Origin of the sequence: Nocardioides sp., assembly GCF_964229035.1 — a bacterium.
In the GTDB taxonomy this organism is placed as follows: domain Bacteria; phylum Actinomycetota; class Actinomycetes; order Propionibacteriales; family Nocardioidaceae; genus Nocardioides.
The window spans coordinates 20790-38094 of record NZ_CAXRAZ010000029.1 but is presented as its reverse complement, the minus strand read 5'-3'; the positions used below and the strand labels follow the sequence as shown (position 1 = coordinate 38094).

General features: G+C 73.6%; 16 protein-coding genes and 1 riboswitch. Of the genes, 3 read left to right on the top strand and 13 right to left on the bottom strand.

Going from position 1 to position 17305, the window contains the following annotated elements; translation table 11 throughout:
• Nucleotides 1–28 precede the first annotated feature (28 nt).
• Nucleotides 29–115, bottom strand: a riboswitch (cobalamin riboswitch).
• 90 nt (nt 116–205) lie between these two features.
• The 3 genes from gatB to gatC are packed head-to-tail and all read right to left on the bottom strand — an operon-like array spanning nt 206 to nt 3518.
• A complete protein-coding gene (gene gatB / locus ACERUN_RS09510; RefSeq protein ID WP_370289666.1) occupies nt 206–1699 on the bottom strand; it encodes an Asp-tRNA(Asn)/Glu-tRNA(Gln) amidotransferase subunit GatB in 1494 nt (497 codons plus the stop codon).
• Nucleotides 1696–3222 (bottom strand): Asp-tRNA(Asn)/Glu-tRNA(Gln) amidotransferase subunit GatA, encoded by a 1527-nt coding sequence (gatA, locus tag ACERUN_RS09505; protein WP_370289665.1) that lies wholly within the window; start codon nt 3220–3222, stop codon nt 1696–1698. Before gatA ends, gatB begins: the two co-directional genes overlap by 4 nt.
• The gene (gene gatC / locus ACERUN_RS09500; protein WP_370289664.1) at nt 3219–3518 is read right to left on the bottom strand and encodes an Asp-tRNA(Asn)/Glu-tRNA(Gln) amidotransferase subunit GatC; all 300 of its coding nucleotides are present in this window, start codon (nt 3516–3518) and stop codon (nt 3219–3221) included. Before gatC ends, gatA begins: the two co-directional genes overlap by 4 nt.
• 43 nt (nt 3519–3561) lie before the next feature.
• Here gatC and ACERUN_RS09495 point away from each other — a divergent pair, with 43 nt between their 5' ends.
• Nucleotides 3562–3990 carry a hypothetical protein gene (locus tag ACERUN_RS09495; protein WP_370289663.1) on the top strand — a complete coding sequence of 143 codons (429 nt, stop codon included), beginning with the start codon at nt 3562–3564 and terminating at the stop codon, nt 3988–3990.
• Between the two features lie 18 nt (nt 3991–4008).
• Here ACERUN_RS09495 and ACERUN_RS09490 read toward each other — a convergent pair whose 3' ends face one another.
• Nucleotides 4009–5079 (bottom strand): alpha/beta hydrolase family protein, encoded by a 1071-nt coding sequence (locus ACERUN_RS09490; protein WP_370289661.1) that lies wholly within the window; start codon nt 5077–5079, stop codon nt 4009–4011.
• A gap of 17 nt (nt 5080–5096) precedes the next feature.
• A complete protein-coding gene (ligA, locus tag ACERUN_RS09485) occupies nt 5097–7238 on the bottom strand; it encodes an NAD-dependent DNA ligase LigA (RefSeq protein WP_370289660.1) in 2142 nt (713 codons plus the stop codon).
• Nucleotides 7239–7427: 189 nt separating this feature from the next.
• Here ligA and ACERUN_RS09480 point away from each other — a divergent pair, with 189 nt between their 5' ends.
• Both ACERUN_RS09480 and ACERUN_RS09475 read left to right on the top strand, forming a co-directional pair.
• Nucleotides 7428–8039, top strand: a complete 612-nt coding sequence (locus ACERUN_RS09480) for a TetR/AcrR family transcriptional regulator (RefSeq protein ID WP_370289659.1) — start codon at nt 7428–7430, stop codon at nt 8037–8039.
• A 33-nt stretch (nt 8040–8072) separates the two neighbouring features.
• Nucleotides 8073–9647 (top strand): MFS transporter, encoded by a 1575-nt coding sequence (locus ACERUN_RS09475; RefSeq protein WP_370289658.1) that lies wholly within the window; start codon nt 8073–8075, stop codon nt 9645–9647.
• Between the two features lie 83 nt (nt 9648–9730).
• Here the strand turns inward: ACERUN_RS09475 and ACERUN_RS09470 are convergent, their stop codons facing one another.
• The 8 genes from ACERUN_RS09470 to rplU all read right to left on the bottom strand — a co-directional run bounded on the left by ACERUN_RS09470 (nt 9731) and on the right by rplU (nt 17209).
• A complete protein-coding gene (locus ACERUN_RS09470) occupies nt 9731–10282 on the bottom strand; it encodes a type 1 glutamine amidotransferase domain-containing protein (protein ID WP_370289657.1) in 552 nt (183 codons plus the stop codon).
• 68 nt (nt 10283–10350) lie between these two features.
• Entirely contained in the window at nt 10351–11376 is a 1026-nt protein-coding gene (locus tag ACERUN_RS09465) for a methionine synthase (protein WP_370289656.1), read from the bottom strand.
• The gene (mnmA, locus tag ACERUN_RS09460) at nt 11373–12533 is read right to left on the bottom strand and encodes a tRNA 2-thiouridine(34) synthase MnmA (protein WP_370289654.1); all 1161 of its coding nucleotides are present in this window, start codon (nt 12531–12533) and stop codon (nt 11373–11375) included. Before mnmA ends, ACERUN_RS09465 begins: the two co-directional genes overlap by 4 nt.
• Nucleotides 12534–12536: 3 nt before the next feature.
• Complete coding sequence (locus ACERUN_RS09455; RefSeq protein WP_370289653.1) at nt 12537–13730, bottom strand: cysteine desulfurase family protein; 1194 nt, start codon at nt 13728–13730, stop codon at nt 12537–12539.
• 76 nt (nt 13731–13806) lie between these two features.
• A complete protein-coding gene (proB, locus tag ACERUN_RS09450) occupies nt 13807–14937 on the bottom strand; it encodes a glutamate 5-kinase (protein ID WP_370289652.1) in 1131 nt (376 codons plus the stop codon).
• Nucleotides 14930–16492, bottom strand: a complete 1563-nt coding sequence (gene obgE, locus ACERUN_RS09445; RefSeq protein ID WP_370289651.1) for a GTPase ObgE — start codon at nt 16490–16492, stop codon at nt 14930–14932. Before obgE ends, proB begins: the two co-directional genes overlap by 8 nt.
• Nucleotides 16493–16612: 120 nt before the next feature.
• The gene (gene rpmA / locus ACERUN_RS09440; protein WP_370289650.1) at nt 16613–16867 is read right to left on the bottom strand and encodes a 50S ribosomal protein L27; all 255 of its coding nucleotides are present in this window, start codon (nt 16865–16867) and stop codon (nt 16613–16615) included.
• A gap of 39 nt (nt 16868–16906) precedes the next feature.
• Nucleotides 16907–17209, bottom strand: a complete 303-nt coding sequence (gene rplU / locus ACERUN_RS09435) for a 50S ribosomal protein L21 (protein WP_370289649.1) — start codon at nt 17207–17209, stop codon at nt 16907–16909.
• Nucleotides 17210–17305 lie beyond the last annotated feature (96 nt).

Sequence of the window (17305 nt, the reverse complement as noted above, 5' to 3'; positions counted from 1 at the left end):
GACAGCGTCGGTGTCAGGACGCCCGGGCAGGTGTTCCGGCTCGCCGTCGCGATCCCTCGCGGGATCCGGACGGCCTACGGTTGCGGGTCAGCGCCGGCTTCGGACCGGCTTCCCCCACCGCGGGCGTGGTGAGTGTTGACCGCACCCTACCCCCGCTCGGCGGAGGTGTCGGCATCCCCGTCCGGAGTGGGACGGGGATGCCGGATCAGGCCAGCTTCTCCAGGATGAGCTCGCGCACGCGGCCGGCGTCGGCCTGGCCGCGCATCTCTTTCATCACCGCACCGATCAGGGCTCCGGCGGCGGCGTGCTTGCCGTCGCGGATCTTGTCGGCCACGTCGGGGTTCGCGGCGATCGCCGCCTCCACCGCGGCCGAGAGCGCACCGTCGTCCGAGACGACCTCGAGGCCGCGGGCGGCCACGATCTCCTCGGGCGTGCCCTCGCCGGCGAGCAGGCCGTCGAAGACCTGCCGGGCGAGCTTGTCGTTGATCCGCTTGGCGTCAACCAGCGCCTGGACGCCGGCGACCTGCTCGGGGGTGACGCCGAGGTCAGCCAGCTCCACGCCGGTGTCGTTGGCACGCCGGGCGAGCTCGGAGAGCCACCACTTGCGGGCCGCCTGCGGGGCGGCGCCGGCCGCGACGGTGCGCTCGACCAGCTCGAGCGCACCGGCACCGACGGTGTCGCGCATCTCGAGGTCGCTGAAGCCCCACTCGCCCTGCAGGCGGGTGCGCTTGAGCGCGGGGTTCTCGGGCAGCGTCGCGCGCAGCTGCTCGACCCACTCGCGGCTCGGGGCCACCGGCACGAGGTCGGGCTCGGGGAAGTAGCGGTAGTCCTCGGCGTCGGACTTCTCACGCCCGGACGACGTGGTGCCGTCGTTCTCGTGGAAGTGGCGGGTCTCCTGCAGCACCGCGCCGCCGGCGTCGAGGATGCCGGCGTGGCGCGACATCTCGAAGCGCACCGCACGCTCGACCGAGCGCAGCGAGTTGACGTTCTTGGTCTCCGAGCGGGTGCCGAGCTTCTCCGAACCCTTCGGGGCGAGGGACAGGTTGACGTCGGCGCGGATCGATCCCTGGTCCATGCGGGCGTCGGACACACCGAGCGCCACGATGATGTCGCGCAGCGCCGAGACGTAGGCCTTGGCCACGAGCGGAGCCTTCTCGCCGGTGCCGAGGATCGGCTTGGTGACGATCTCGATGAGCGGGATGCCGGCGCGGTTGTAGTCGACCAGCGAGTGGTCGGCGCCGTGGATGCGACCGTCGGTGCCGCCCACGTGGGACGACTTGCCGGTGTCCTCCTCCATGTGGGCGCGCTCGATGCCGATGCGGAAGACCTCGCCCTCGACCTCGACGTCGAGGAAGCCGTCGAAGCAGATCGGCTCGTCGTACTGCGACGTCTGGAAGTTCTTCGGCATGTCCGGGTAGAAGTAGTTCTTCCGGGCGAAGCGGCACCACTCGGCGATCTGGCAGTTCAGCGCCAGGCCGATGCGGATGGCCGACTCCACGGCCTTGGCGTTGACCACCGGCATAGCGCCGGGCAGGCCCAGGCAGGTGGGGCACACCTGGGTGTTCGGCTCGGCACCGAAGGCCGTCGGGCAGCCGCAGAACATCTTGGTGTTGGTGTTGAGCTCGACGTGCACCTCGAGACCCAGCGCGGGGTCGTACTTGGTGAGCACCACGTCGAAGTCGACGAGCGTGTCCGTCATCGCAGGTCCTCCAGGTCGGGCGCCGTCGTCAGGATCGGTGCACCCCAGCGGGCGGTGAGCGCCGCCTCCACGGCCGCACCCACGCGGTAGAGCCGGTCGTCGGCCAGGGCCGGCGCCAGCACCTGCAGGCCGACCGGGAGGCCGTCCTCGTCGGCGAGACCCGCCGGCACCGAGATGCCCGGCACCCCGGCGAGGTTGGCGGGGATGGTGGCGAGGTCCTGCAGGTACATCGCGAGCGGGTCGTCGAGCTTCTCCCCCAGGGCGAACGCCGTGGTGGGCGAGGTGGGCGAGACGAGGACGTCGACCTGCTCGAACGCCGCGGCGAAGTCGCGGCTGATGAGTGTGCGCACCTTCTGCGCCTGGCCGTAGTAGGCGTCGTAGTAGCCGCTCGACAGCGCGTAGGTGCCGATCATGATGCGGCGCTTGACCTCGTCGCCGAACCCGACGTCGCGGGTGGCCCGCATGACCGCCTCGGCACTGGGGTCGCCCTCGGGCACGACCCGCAGGCCGTAGCGCATCGCGTCGAACTTCGCGAGGTTCGACGAGCACTCCGCCGGCAGGATCAGGTAGTAGGCGGCCATCGCGTGGACGAAGGTCGGGCACGAGATCTCCACGACCTCCGCGCCGAGGTCCTTCAGCAGCTGCACGGACTCCTCGAAGCGCGTCATCACCCCGGCCTGCCAGCCGTCGCCGGCCAGCTCGGTGATCACACCGACCCGCAGGCCGGCGAGGTCGCCCGCGGCGCCCTGGCGGGCGGCGTCCACGAGGCCGGTGACGGGGGTGGGCACCGAGGTGGAGTCGCGGGGGTCGTGCCCGCCGATGAGCTCCTGCAGCAGCGCGGAGTCGAGCACCGTGCGGGTGACCGGGCCGACCTGGTCGAGGCTGTTGGCGAGCGCCACCAGGCCGTAGCGCGACACGGCACCGTAGGTGGGCTTGACGCCCACCGTGCCGGTGACGGCGCCGGGCTGGCGGATCGAGCCGCCGGTGTCGGTGCCGAGCGCCAGCGGCGCCTCGAAGGCCGCCACCGCTGCGGCCGAGCCGCCGCCGGAGCCGCCGGGGATGCGGGTGAGGTCCCACGGGTTGCGCGTGGGGCCGTAGGCCGAGTGCTCGGTGGAGGAGCCCATCGCGAACTCGTCCATGTTGGTCTTGCCCAGGATCGGCAGGCCGGCCGCCTTGATCGTGGCCACGACCGTGGCGTCGTAGGGCGGCACCCAGCCCTCGAGGATCCGCGAGCCGCAGGTCGTGGGCAGGCCGCGGGTGGCCAGCACGTCCTTGACCGCGATCGGCACGCCGTCGAGCAGGTGGCGGGTCTCGCCGGCGGCGCGACGGGCGTCGGAGGCGGCGGCCTGCTCGAGCGCGCCCTCGGCGTCGACGTGCAAGAAGGCGTGGACGCCGCGCTCGGCGTCGCCGTCGACGGCGGCGATCCGGTCGAGGTGCGCCTGCGTCAGCTCCACCGAGGTGGTCTCTCCGGCGGCCAGCGCATCGGCCAGCTCGGCGGCGGTGCGCGTGATCAACTCGCTCACTGCTCCTCCCCCAGGATCCGCGGCACCCGGAAGCGCTGCTCCTCGGCCTCCGGCGCGCCCGACAGGGCCTCCTCGGCGCTCAGGCCGGGCACCACGACGTCGTCGCGGAAGACGTTGGTCATCGGGATCGGGTGCGACGTCGGAGGGACGTCGTCACCGGCGACCCCGCTGATGGACGCGACCGCCTCGAGGATGACGTTGAGCTGCGGGGCCAGGTGGTCCAGCTCGGCGTCGTCGAGGTCGATCCGGGCGAGATCGGCCAGGTGGGCCACCTCGTCGCGGGAGATCTGAGCCATGGCGGCCATCCTAGGGCCCGGGGACCTCCCTAGAATCCGGCGGGTGCACGCCCCTCACCCCGCTCGGCTGCCCCAGCGCGTCGTCGTCACCGGCCCCACCGGGCCCGCCCTCGACGCCTTCGCCGTCCGTGTCGCCCTCGCCCTGGACCTTCCCGCGGTCGGCGCCGCCGACCTCGGGGCCCCCGGCGCCGCCGAACGGCTCGCGGCCTTCGAGGGCTGGCTCCTCGTCGTCGTGGACGACGCCCCGCCCGCCGTCGTGCTCGACCGCGCCGAGCTCGTCGTCCACGCGGTGCCGGAGGCGCGCGGCGCGCTGCGGGGGCTCGTGCGACGCGCCAAGCGCCGTCTGCTGGCGGATGCGGCCGACGAGGCGCCCGCCTGGTTCGCCGCCGTCGAGGCCCAGCGGTCGCCGGACGTCGCACGTCTCGACGGTCCCGACGAGGTCGAGGAGTGGCTCACCACCCTCGCGCGCTGAGACGCGGACGAGGCACTCTCACAGCCGGGATCGCAGGAAGCGCAGCGTCACCTGCATCGAGCGATCGAACTGCGGGCCGAAGGCGTGGCCCTCACCCTCGTACTCGCGCAGGGCGACCTCGACGCCGGCGGCACGCATGGCCCGCGCGGTGGCGCGGCTCCACCGCGGCGGGCAGGTGTCGTCGGCCTTGCCGTGGTGGATGAGCACGGGTTCGGTGATCGCCGCGAAGTAGGGACGAGCGCTGACCCCGCGCCACAGCCGGGGGTTGTCCTCGGGGGCGCCGTGGCGGCGCACGATCGCCGCACCCACGCCCACCGTGTCGAGATCCGGGCGGTTGAACTGGTCGAAGTTCTCAGCCGCCAGCGAGCTCACCGGCGCGAACACGACGCCCGCGCGCACCAGGCCGGGGTGCGTGATGAGCGCGTTGTAGACGATCCCGCCGCCCATCGAGCGGCCGACCAGGGCGACGCGGTCGTCGTCCACCGGGCCGCTCCACGAGCGCAGGGCGAGCACCGCGTTGAGCACGTCCTCGGTGTAGCCCAGGCGGAGGTCGGTGCCACCCGAGGGATCGGGGGCCGAGTCGGCGTGGCCGCGGTAGTCGGCGTGCAGGACGACGAAGCCGCGATCGGCCAGCCAGGCCCGCTCGCGCGTCATGCCCTGGCCGTTGACGTAGATCGACGGCTCGATGTAGCCGTGGGCCAGCACCACGGCGGGGAACGGCCCGGCGCCGTTCGGCACGGCGAGCCGGCCGGTGACGCGCAGGCCACCGCTGCGGTAGCTCACCTCGTACTGGCGGTGGCGTGCCGAGCCGAGCACCTCCCGCCCGATCCGCAGGCCTCCGCCGTCGAGCCGGCGCTGGGCCAGCGCGGCCAACGACACCGGCTCGCTCGGGTCGCCCAGCACACCGGCCGCCGAGGGCGTCGGGCTCGCGGCACCGGAGGTCGACGCCGAGGAGCCTGAGGTCGGCGCCGAGGACGACGCGCCCGCCGACGGCGCGGGGCCGACCGACCGCTCGGGCTCCGTGGAGCAGGCCGCGAGCGAGGCGAGCAGGATCGCGGCGACGAGGGCTGCGCAGAGGCGGCGGAGCATGCGGCCAGTGTGCCGGGTCAGTCGGCGTCGGCGGCCGTCTCGGAGCCGGCCTCGTGGTCCGCGGCGGACTCCGCAGGGGGCGGTGGACCCTCGGCGAGCAGCCGCACGAACCCCTCCTCGTCGAGCACCGGCACACCCAGCTGCTCGGCCTTCTCGGCCTTGGAGCCGGCGTTCTCACCGACCACGACGAAGTCGGTCTTCTTCGACACCGAGCCGGCCGCCTTGCCGCCGCGGGCGAGGATCGCCTCCTTGGCGGAGTCGCGCGAGAAGCCCTGGAGCGAGCCGGTGACCACGACGCTGAGCCCCTCGAGCGTGCGGGGCAGCGACTCGTCGCGCTCGTCGGCCATCGCGACACCGGCCGCGGCCCAGGCGTCGACGATGCGGCGGTGCCAGTCGACGTCGAACCACTCCACGACGGCCTCGGCGATCGTGGGCCCGACGCCCTCGGCGGCGGCGAGCTGCTCCTGCGAGGCGGCGCGGATGGCGTCCATCGTGGCGAACTCGGTGGCCAGCGCGCGGGCCGCGCTCGGGCCGACGTGGCGGATCGACAGGGCCACCAGCACCCGCCACAGCGGCACCCGCTTGCGGGCGTCGAGGTTCTCGAGCAGCTTGATCGCGTTCGCGGTGAGCTGCGGGCCCTCCTCGCCCTTCTTCGGGGCCCGGGTGAACAGCGGCGTGCGCAGCAGCCGATCGGCGTCGAGGTCGAACACGTCGCCCTCGTCGGCGATCGCGCCCGCCTCCAGCAGGGCAGTGGCCGCCTCGTACCCGAGGCCCTCGATGTCGAAGGCGCCGCGGCCCGCGACGTGGAAGACCCGCTCGCGCACCTGGGCCGGGCAGTGCCGGTGGTTGGGGCAGCGGCGGTCCTTGTCGCCCTCCTTCTGCTCCACCAGGGGCGTGCCGCAGCTCGGGCACTCGGTAGGCATCTCCCAGGCGGGCAGGCCCTCGGGCCGCAGCGCGAGCACGGGCCCGACGATCTCGGGGATGACGTCGCCGGCCTTGCGCAGCACGACGGTGTCGCCGGGGCGGACGTCCTTGCGGGCGACCTCGTAGGCGTTGTGCAGGGTGGCCATCTCGACGGTGGAACCCGCCACCCGCACCGGCTCCATGCGGCCGAAGGGAGTAACCCGCCCGGTGCGCCCGGTGTTGACCTCGATGGCCACCAGCAGCGTGTTGACCTCCTCCGGCGGGTACTTGAACGCGATCGCCCACCGGGGAGCGCGACTCGTCGAGCCCAGGCGGCGCTGCAGCGAGGTGTCGTCCACCTTGACCACGACGCCGTCGATCTCGTGCTCGACACTGTGGCGCTGCTCGCCGTAGCGCTCGATGTAGGCCGCCGCTCCGGCGAGGTCGGGGACGACGGCCACGCGGTCGGAGGTCGGCAGCCCCCAGGCGCGCAGCGCCTCGTACGCCTGCGACTGCGCGAGCGGCTGGAAGCCCTCCCGGGCACCGATGCCGTGACAGACCATGCCGAGGGCGCGGGTGGCGGTGACGCGCGGATCCTTCTGGCGCAGCGATCCGGCCGCGGCGTTGCGCGGGTTGGCGAAGGGAGCCTTGCCGGCCTCGGTCATGGCGAGGTTGAGCGCCTCGAACGCCTCGACGGGCAAGAACACCTCGCCACGCACCTCCACCAGCGCGGGCACCGGGTGCTCCTCGGTGCCGGTGAGGCGGTGCGGGATGCTCGCGATCGTCTTGACGTTGGGCGTGACGTCCTCGCCGGTGCGCCCGTCGCCGCGGGTGAGCGCGCGCACGAGTCGACCCTGCTCGTAGAGCAGGTTGATGGCCAGGCCGTCGACCTTCAGCTCGCACAGCAGCGCCGGGGCCTCCACGCCGTCGCGACCCAGCCGGGCGTACCAGGCGGCCAGCTCGTCGAGGTCGAAGGCGTTGTCGAGGCTCTCCATGCGCTGCAGGTGGTCGACCGCGGTGAAGTCGGTGGCCACCGCTCCCCCGACCTTCTGGGTGGGCGAGTCGGGCGTGCGCAGCTCGGGGTGGGCCTCCTCGAGCTCCTCCAGGCGACGCAGCCGGGCGTCGAAGTCGGCGTCGGAGAGCGTGGGGTCGTCGAGCACGTAGTAGCGCCAGCGGGCCTCCTCCACCTCGTCGACGAGGCGGCTGTGCTCCTCGCGGGCCTCGGCGGGGACGACGGAGGTGACGGCGTCGCTCATGGGGGCCAGTGTGCCGGTCCCCTCCGACACGCGGTGCAGGAGGCGCACGCCAGCGGGCGACCGGCAGGCGACCGGCCAGCGGAAAGGGACTGGACAGAACGGTACCGTTCCGTTCTATCCTGAGGTACGGAACGGTTCCGTTCCATCTTCTGCGTCTCCACTGCACCACCGCACCCGAAGGGCACCGCCGTGAACCTCCGCTCCCCCCGCCTGCGTGCCGATCACGTGGCGGCACGTCCTCGGGTCGAGGGCGACCGGGAGCAGGAGATCCTCGACGCGGCCATCGACGTCCTCACCGACGCCGGCTACGACCGCCTCACCATGGACGCCGTGGCCACCCGCGCACGGGCCTCGAAGGCCACGCTCTACCGGCGCTGGGAGGGCAAGGCGGCGCTCGTGATCGACGCCCTGCTCTCGCAGAAGACGCCGATCGCCGAGCCGCCCGACACCGGCAGCCTGCGCGCCGACCTGATCGCGATGTTCTGCGGTCACGGCGGCCTCACCGACGACCGCCAGATCGCCCTGCTGAGCAGCGTGATCACCGCCATCGGGCGCGACGCCGAGTTCGCCGCGGCCTTCCGCGACCGCTTCATCGCTCCCAAGCTCGCCGTCAACCGGGTCGTCTACGAGCGCGCCGCGGCCCGCGGCGAACTGCGCGACGACCTCGACCTCGACCTCCTCCTCGCCGCCCTGCCCGGCATCGTGCTGCACCGCACGTTCCTGCTGGGCGAGATCCCCACCCCCGAGCTGATCGCGCGCGTCGTCGACCAGCTGATCATCCCGGCCGCCACCCGCGGCTGAGACACCTCCACCCACCGTTCTGAGGACACCACCGTGACCGACACCCAGTCGCCCGACCTGCCGCAAGGCAGCGCCGAGGCCTTCACCGAACCGGCACCGACCCGTCACTACGGCTGGGCGCTGGTGCTCATCTGCTCCGCACAGCTGATGGTCGTGCTCGACTCCACCATCGCCAACATCGCCCTGCCGTTCATCGGCAAGGACCTCGCGATCGACCAGTCCAACCTGTCGTGGGTCGTCACCGGTTACGCGCTCTGCTTCGGCGGGTTGCTGCTCCTCGGGGGTCGCCTCGGCGACCTCTACGGACGCCGACGCATCTTCATGACCGGCGTGATCATCTTCGCCCTGGCATCGGCCCTGGGCGGCCTCGCCCAGAACGAGGCCATGCTGCTGGGCTCGCGCGGCCTCCAGGGTCTCGGCGCCGCACTCGCCTCACCCACGGCGCTGGCGCTGATCACCACGACCTTCCCTGCCGGCCCCCAGCGCAACCGCGCCTTCTCCGTCTTCGCGGCGATGGCCGGTATCGGCGCCGCGATCGGCCTCATCCTCGGCGGCTGGCTCACCGACCTCGACCCCGGCTGGGGCTGGCGGCTGACCTTCCTGATCAACGTGCCGATCGGGCTGGCCGCCGCCGCGCTGGCGCCGCGCCTGCTGCCCGACACCGACCACCACGCCGGTCGCCTCGACCTCCCCGGTGCCGCACTCGCCACCGGCGGTCTGCTCGCACTGGTCTACGGGATCACCCGCACCAGCAACGTCGACCCCGACACCGTCAGTGCCGCGAACCCCAGCGGGTCCAGCTACGGCTGGGGTGACCCGGTGGCGCTCGCGGCCATGGTCGCCGGTGTCGTGGCCCTGGCAATGTTCATCCTCGTGGAGCGGCGCACCAAGGAGCCGATGATGCCGCTCTCGATCTTCGCCAGCCGCAACCGCGCGGTGGCCTTCGTCGCGATGATGATCACCCCGGCCGCGATGTTCGCGATGTTCTTCTTCCTGTCCCTCTTCGTGCAGAACGTGATGGGCTACTCGCCGCTGCGCACGGGATTCGCCTTCCTGCCCTTCTGCGTCGGCATGATCTTCGGCGCGACGTCCTCCTCGAAGCTGATCGCCCGGGTCGACCCCCGCTTCCTGGCGGGCACGGGCACCCTCCTGGCCGGAGCAGCACTCTTCGCCTTCTCTCGCCTCGAGATCGGGAGCGTGAACTACTGGACCGACATCGCACCCTTCATCGTGCTCATGTCGCTGGGCATGGGCCTCACCTTCGTGCCCATGACCCTGGTGGCGGTCCACGGCGTGCGCAGCCAGGACGCCGGCATCGGGTCCGGCGTGCTCAACACCATGCAGCAGGTGGGCGGCGCGCTCGGTCTCGCCACGCTGTCGGCTGTGGCGGCGCACTACACCACCTCGAAGGTCGGCGAGCTCGTGCAGGCCGGAGGCGACCCCACCGACCCGCGCGTCGGCCTGACCGCCTTCGCCGACGGTGCGACCCACGCCTTCCTCGTGGGCGCCTTCATGATCTGGACGGCCTCACTGATCGTCTGGTCGCTGCTGAGCGTCAAGCACACCGAGCTCGCGGGCGAGGCGCCCGAGGGCGTCCACGTCGGCTGAGCCACGCCCCCCGAAACGACGCGAACGGGCCCGCCGGAGCAGTGCTCCGGCGGGCCCGTTCGTGCGTGTGCGGCCCGTGGGGATCAGCCGACCGGCACCGCGGCCGCCGCCTGCGCGATGGCGTCGACGAAGGCCGGGACGTCGTCGGGGTTGCGGCTGGTGATGAGGCCTCGGTCGACCACGACCTCGGCGTCCACCCAGTCGCCGCCGGCGTTGCGGATGTCGGTCTCCAGGCTCGGCCAGCTGGTGAGGCGCCGGCCCTCCACGAGGCCGGCCGAGACGAGCAGCCAGGGGCCGTGGCAGATCACGGCGAGGGGGATGCCCGCCCCCGAGGCCTTGCGCACGAGGGTCTGGGCCTTCTCGTCCACGCGGAGGTGATCGGCGTTCACGGTGCCGCCGGGCACCACGAGCGCGGCGAGGTCGTCGAGGTCGATGGCGTCGAAGTCGCCGTCGACCTCCACCATCGACGTGGGCTTCACGTCGCCCTCGACCGCCTGGATCGCCTCGCCGTCGCGCGAGTGCACGGTGACGGTGGCACCCGCCTCCCGCAGGCGGTCGCGGGGCCCGACGATCTCGGCCTCCTCCACGTGGTCGCTGGCGATGATGGCGATGCGTCGGCCGGTCAGGTCGTACACAGGGGGCTCCTCGAGATCGGATGGTCCGCGGGTGTGCGGTGACCCCGCGGTACCCCGTCGCGCCCGCGCTAGCCGAGCGAGCGGGCCGCGGCGGCCACGAGCGTGACGGCGCGACGCGCCTGCGCGCCACCGAGACCGGCCAGCCCGCACGCCGGTGTGAGGACGACGCTCCTGCCCACCGCGTCGAGGTCGAGGCCCACGAGGTCGATCCAGCGCAGCACGCGCTCGACCACCTCGCGGTCGCCGGGGAGCCCGTCACCGGGCACGGTCGGCACGACACCGAGACCGATGGTCGTGCCCGCCTCCAGCGCCTCCGCGGCGGCGTCCACCCCGTCGGCACCAAGGAGGCCGAGATCGATCAGCACGCCGCGCACGCCAGCTCCGCGTAGCAGGGCGATCGGCACGTCCGGCGCGCACGAGTGCACCCACGGCGTCGCTCCGGCGGCCTCGATCGCGCTCGCGACCCGCGCGAGCGCCTCGCTCGCCTCGGGCGGGTGCACGGTGCGGTGCCGCGAGAAGCCCGAGGCCGTCGGCACGGCTCCGGCGAGCACGGCGGGCAGCGCCGGCTCGTCCAGCTGGACGACGACCTCGCTCGCCCCGGGCACCCGGCGGCGCACGTCGTCCACGTGGGTGCGCACGGCCTCGGCGAGCCCCTCGGCGAGCTCGCGGCGTGCGCCGTGGTCGGCGAGCAGCTTGTCGCCGCGCGGGCGCTCCACGGTCGCCGCGAGCGTCCACGGCCCGACCACCTGCACCTTCACCGGCCCGGTGAGCTCCTGGGTGCGCTCCTCGAAGGAGTCGAGGTCCTGCGCGAGCAGGCTGGCGGCCCGGCGCTGGTCGAGCGGCGGCGCCCCGGAGGTGCCGGTGAGGCGCCACCCCTCGGGCTGCAGATCGGCATCGAGGACGACGCCCAGCAACCCCAGCGTGCGCCCGAGCATGCCGGCGCCGGGGCCGCGTCCGGGCACCTCGGGCAGGTGCACGAGGCCCCGGTGCTGCGGCAGGTCGCCGAGCTCTCCCAGCACGACGGCCAGCGCCTCCTCGAAGTCGCGCTGGGTCTCGCCGGGGAAGGAACCGACGCCGGTGGCGCGCACGCTCACGCCTCGTCACCCACGGAGGAGAGCGAGGTGTCTCCCACCTCGGCGGCACCGACCCGGTGCGTGCTGGCGATCGTGCCGGACCCGACCACCCGGGTGCCGTCGTAGACCACGACGGCCTGGCCGGGCGCGATGCCCTCGGCGTGATCGAGCAGCGTGACCTCCAGCCGGTCGTCGCCGACGCGCACCTCGGCCCGGTGCTCGGCGCCGTGCGCGCGCAGCTGCACGGTGATCTGCTCACCGCTCAGCACGGTGCCGGCCGGCAGCGGCGCACCGCACCAGCGCAGCTCGGTGGCGTGCAGCGCGTCGATCGCGAGGCTCGCGCGGGGGCCCACGGTGACCGTGCCGGACACCGGCTCGATGTCGAGCACGTAGCGCGGGCGGCCGTCGGGCGCGGGACGACCGAGGCGCAGCCCGCGTCGCTGGCCGATGGTGTAGGCCCACGAGCCCTCGTGGTGGCCGAGCACCTCGCCCGTGGCCTCGTCGCGCACCTCTCCCCCGCGGTTGGGCGCGCGATCGCCGAGCTTCTCGCTGAGCCAGCCGGCGTTGTCGCCGTCGGCGACGAAGCAGATGTCGTGGCTGTCGGGCTTGTCCGCGACGAGCAGGCCGCGGGCGGCCGCCTCCTCGCGCACCCGACTCTTCGGGGTGTCGCCGAGCGGGAAGAGCGAGTGGCGCAGCTGGTGCTCGTCGAGCACGCCGAGCACGTACGACTGGTCCTTGCCGGCATCGACCGCCCGGTGCAGCTCCACCCCGCCGTCGGCGGTGGTGCGCACGGTGGCGTAGTGGCCGGTGACCACGGCGTCGAAGCCGAGTGCCAGCGCCCGGTCGAGCACGGCGGCGAACTTGATCTTCTCGTTGCAGCGCAGGCACGGGTTGGGCGTGCGCCCGGCGGCGTAGGTGTCGATGAAGTCCTCGACGACATCGGCGTGGAAGCGCTCGGAGAGGTCCCACACGTAGAACGGGATGCCGATCACGTCGGCGGCGCGCCGGGCATCGTTGCTGTCCTCAATCGTGCAGCAGCCGCGCGCGCCCGAGCGGTAGGAGGCGGGGTTGCGCGAGAGGGCCAGGTGGATGCCGGTGACCTCGTGGCCGGCCTCGTGGGCCCGCGCGGCGGCCACGGCCGAGTCGACACCGCCTGACATGGCGGCGATCACGCGCACGGCTCAGGCCCTCGCGGCGCGGGCGCGCTCCACGCACGGCGCGATCGCGGCCACCACGGCGGCGACGTCGTCGGCGGTGGAGGTGTGCCCGAGCGAGAACCGCAGCGACGAGCGGGCCTCGTCGTCCTCGCGGCCCATGGCGAGCAGCACGTGCGAAGCCTGGGGCACGCCGGCCGAGCAGGCCGAGCCGGTGGAGCACTCGATGCCGCGGGCGTCGAGCAGCATGAGCAGGGAGTCGCCCTCGCAGCCGGGGAAGGAGGCGTGGACGACGCCGGGCAGCCGCAGCGGCGACCCGTCGGCGGCGAACGCCTCGGCCGGGCCGTTGACGACGACGTCGGGGACGGCCGCGCGCAGACCGCGCACGAGCAGCTCGCGCAGGTCGGCGAGGCGGGCAGCGTGCGCTGCCTGCTGGGCCACCGCCTGCTCCACCGCGGCGGCGAAGCCAGCGATCGCCGGCACGTCGAGGGTGCCGCTGCGCAGGTCGCGCTCCTGGCCGCCGCCGTGCAGCAGCGGGGTGACGCCGACCTCGCGACGCACCACGAGCGCGCCGACGCCCACGGGCCCACCGACCTTGTGGCCGGTGATCGTCACGGCGTCGAGCCCGCTGGCGGCGACGTCGAGCGGGAGGACGCCGAGCGCCTGCACGGCGTCGGAGTGCACGGGGATGCCGTGCTCGTGGGCGAGGCGCACGACCTCGGCGAGCGGCTGCACGGCGCCGCTCTCGTTGTTGGCCCACATCACCGACACCAGGGCCACCACCCGCGGGTCGCGCTCGAGCGCGGCGGCGTAGCGATCGAGGTCGAGGCGACCGTCGTCGCCCACCGCGAGCAGCTCGAGGTCGGCTTCGCCGGCCTCCACGAGCCACTGCAGCGGGTCGAGCACCGCGTGGTGCTCCACAGCGCTGGCGAGGACGAGGCGGCGATCGGACTCCCCGCCCTGCCGGGCCCAGGTGATGCCCTTGACGGCCAGGTTGTCGGCCTCGGTGCCGCCGGAGGTGAACACGATCTCGCCCGGGCGGCAGCCGATGGCGGCGGCGATCTGCTCGCGGGCCTCCTCGACGACGCGGCGGGCCCGGCGTCCGGAGGCGTGCAACGAGCTGGGGTTGCCGACCACGGCCAGCTGGCGCGTCATGGCTTCGAGCGCCGCAGGGACCATCGGCGTGGTCGCGGCGTGGTCGAGGTAGACGGTGCGGCTCATGGCAGGGCCCAGCCTACGGGCAGCGGACCGCGGCGCGGAGCGGGCCGGCGACGGCCACGACCCCGCCCCGCGCACGTCACAGCACGACGAGCGCGTCGCGGTGCACGACCTCGCGCTCGTAGGCCGCGCCGAGCTCGCGGCGCAGCTCCTTGGTGGAACGGCCGAGCAGCGCGGGCAGCTCGGCGGCGTCGAAGTTGACGAGGCCGCGCGCGACCGGGCGGCCGTCGGCGTCCACGAGGTCGACGGGGTCGCCCGCGCCGAACTCGCCGCGCACAGCCGTGATGCCGGCCGGCAGCAGCGAGGCGCGCTTGTCGACCACCGCCCGCACGGCGCCCGCGTCGAGCACGAGCGCACCCTTGCCCTCGGTGGCGTGCCGCAGCCACAGCAGCCGGGCCGGACGGCGCTTGCCGGTGGCGTGGAACAGCGTGCCCACGGCCTCGCCGGCCAGGGCGGCGGCGGCCCGGCCGGCCGAGGTGAGCACCACGGGGATGCCGGCGCCGGTGGCGATCGAGGCGGCCTCCACCTTGGTGACCATGCCGCCGGTGCCGACGCCTGCGGAGCCGACCGAGCCGATCTCGACCTCCGCGAGGTCCGCGCGCCCCCGCACGTCGGAGATGAGCCGGGTGCCCTCGCGCGAGGGCGGGCCGTCGTAGAGGCCGTCGACGTCGCTCAGCAGCACGAGCAGGTCGGCCTGCACGAGGTGCGCCACCAGCGCGGCGAGGCGGTCGTTGTCGCCGAAGCGGATCTCGCTCGTGGCCACGGTGTCGTTCTCGTTGACGATCGGGATCACGCCCAGCTCGAGCAGGGTCGCCAGCGTCTGGTGGGCGTTGCGGTAGTGCGAGCGGCGGGTCACGTCGTCCAGGGTGAGCAGCACCTGGCCCGCGGTGAGGCCGTGGCGCGCGAGCTCCTCGGTGTAGCGGTGCACGAGCAGGCCCTGGCCCACCGAGGCCGCCGCCTGCTGGGCGGCCAGGCCACGCGGACGCCGACGCAGCCCGAGGGGCGCGAGGCCTGCGGCGATGGCGCCCGAGGAGACGAGCACCACCTCGGCACCGCGCCCGCGCGCGGCGGCGAGGACGTCGACCAGCGCCTCGACCCGACCGGGATCGATGCCGCCCGCGGCGGTGGTCAGCGACGACGACCCGACCTTGACCACCACGCGGCGCGCCTGGGTGACCGCGTCGCGGACGGCGGCACCCGCATCACTCACCGGGGTCCTCCTCCAGCCAGGCCTCGTCGTCGCTGACGGCCGGCCGCGCGTCGGGGTCCTCCTCGGAGCCGATCTGGTAGGAGGTGGGTCCGTACACGTCGGGGCGGTCGATGCGGCGGGCGACGTCGGCGCGGGTCTCGCCCTCCGCGCGGTCCCCGAGCGCCTCCTGGATCTCGCGGCGACGGGTGGCCGCCGGACGCTCCTCGTGGAAGCGGTCGTCCTCGCCGCGGCGCGACAGGATCTCCGCGCCGGCGTCGATGCCGGGCTTGAAGTCGAAGACGACCGCGTCGTCGGTGGGCCCGATCAGCACCGCGTCGCCCTCCTCCGCACCGAGCTGCAGCAGCTTGGCCTCGACGCCCAGGCGGTTGAGCCGGTCGGCCAGGTAGCCCACCGCCTCGTCGTTGCTGAAGTCGGTCTGACGCACCCAGCGCTCGGGCTTGACACCCACCACCCGCCAGCCGGCGCCGGTGGGGCGCACGGTGAAGCCGTCGTCGTCCACCGCCTTGGGGCGCACCACGATGCGGGCGGGGATCTCGGTGGCCTTCGCGCGGCGGGCCTCGAGCACGATCTCGGCCATGGCGAAGATCAGCTCGCGCGTGCCCTCGCCCGAGACAGCCGAGACCTCGAAGACGCGCAGGTCGCGCTGGCGCAGCTCGTCGATGACGAGCTCGGCGATGCCGCGCCCGTCGGGCACGTCCACCTTGTTGAGGACGACGAGGCGCGGGCGGTCCTCGAGGCCGCCGTAGCGGCGCAGCTCGTCCTCGATCACCTCGAGGTCGTCGGCGGGATTGCGACCCGGCTCCATGGTTGCGGTGTCGAGCACGTGCACGATCGCGGCACAGCGCTCGATGTGGCGCAGGAAGTCGTGCCCGAGTCCGCGCCCCTCGGCCGCACCCTCGATCAGGCCGGGCACGTCGGCCACGGTGAACGTGGTCTCACCGGCGGTGACCACGCCGAGGTTCGGCACGAGGGTGGTGAAGGGGTAGTCGGCGATCTTCGGCCGCGCCCGGGAGATCGCGGCGATCAGGCTCGACTTGCCGGCGCTCGGGAAGCCGACGAGGCCGATATCGGCGACGACCTTGAGCTCGAGCACCAGCTCCAGCTCGTCGCCGGGCTCGCCGAGCAGCGCGAAGCCGGGCGCCTTGCGCGCCTTGGAGGCCAGCGCGGCGTTGCCCAGACCGCCGCGACCGCCCTGGGCGACGACGAGCTCGGTGCCGGGCGCGACGAGGTCGGCCATCACCTCGCCGTTGCGGTGCTTGACGACCGTGCCGGCGGGCACGGCGAGCACGAGGTCCTCGCCGTGGGCGCCGTTGCGACGATCGCCGGCGCCGTGGCCGCCGTGGCCGGCGCGGCGCCGCGGGCTGTGGTGGTAGTCGAGCAGCGTGGTGACGCCGGGGTCGACGCGCAGGATCACCGATCCGCCCGGGCCGCCGTTGCCGCCGTCGGGGCCGCCGAGCGGCTTGAACTTCTCACGGTGCACGGAGGCCACGCCGTTGCCGCCGCGGCCGGCCGAGACGTGCAGGACCACGCGGTCGACGAAGGTGGGCACGGCCATGGCGGGAGTCTTTCGTGAGAGGAGCAGGAGGAGAACAGCGGAGCGAAAACACCGAAGGCCGCCCCGAGTCCGGGGCGCCCTTCGGATGAAGCTGCAGAGGTCAGGCTGCGCGCAGCGCCGTCACTCGGAGGGGACGACGTTGACGACCCGACGGCCGCGACGCGTGCCGAACTCGACGGCACCCGGGACGAGCGCGAAGAGGGTGTCGTCGCCACCGCGGCCGACACCGGCGCCCGGGTGGAAGTGGGTGCCGCGCTGACGGACGATGATCTCGCCGGCGTTGACGACCTGGCCGCCGAAGCGCTTGACGCCGAGGCGCTGGGCGTTGGAGTCGCGGCCGTTCTGGGTGGACGCCGCGCCCTTCTTGTGTGCCATCGATTCAGTCCTTTGGAAGAGTGCCGGAGCGGGTGGGGCTCAGAGCGAGATGTCGGTGACCTTGACCTGGGTGTACTTCTGGCGGTGACCCTGGCGCGTCTTGTAGCCGGTCTTGTTCTTGTACTTCTGGATGACGATCTTCGGGCCCTTGGCGGCGCCGAGCACCTCGACGGTGACGGCGGCCTTGTCGAGGCCGGTGGAGGTGACCGACTCGCCGTCGACGGCCAGGACGACCGGGAGGGTGAGGGTCTGACCGACCGGGGTCGCGACCTTGTCGATCTCGATGACGTCGCCCACGGCAACCTTCTGCTGCTTGGCGCCAGCGCGCACGATCGCGTACACCGCGGTCTCCTTCGTCGGTACTACAGGTCGTTCGGGTCGGTGGTCTGGGGCGCAACGCCGGAAGCGGCGCCGCACAGACAGGGCACGCCGAAGCGT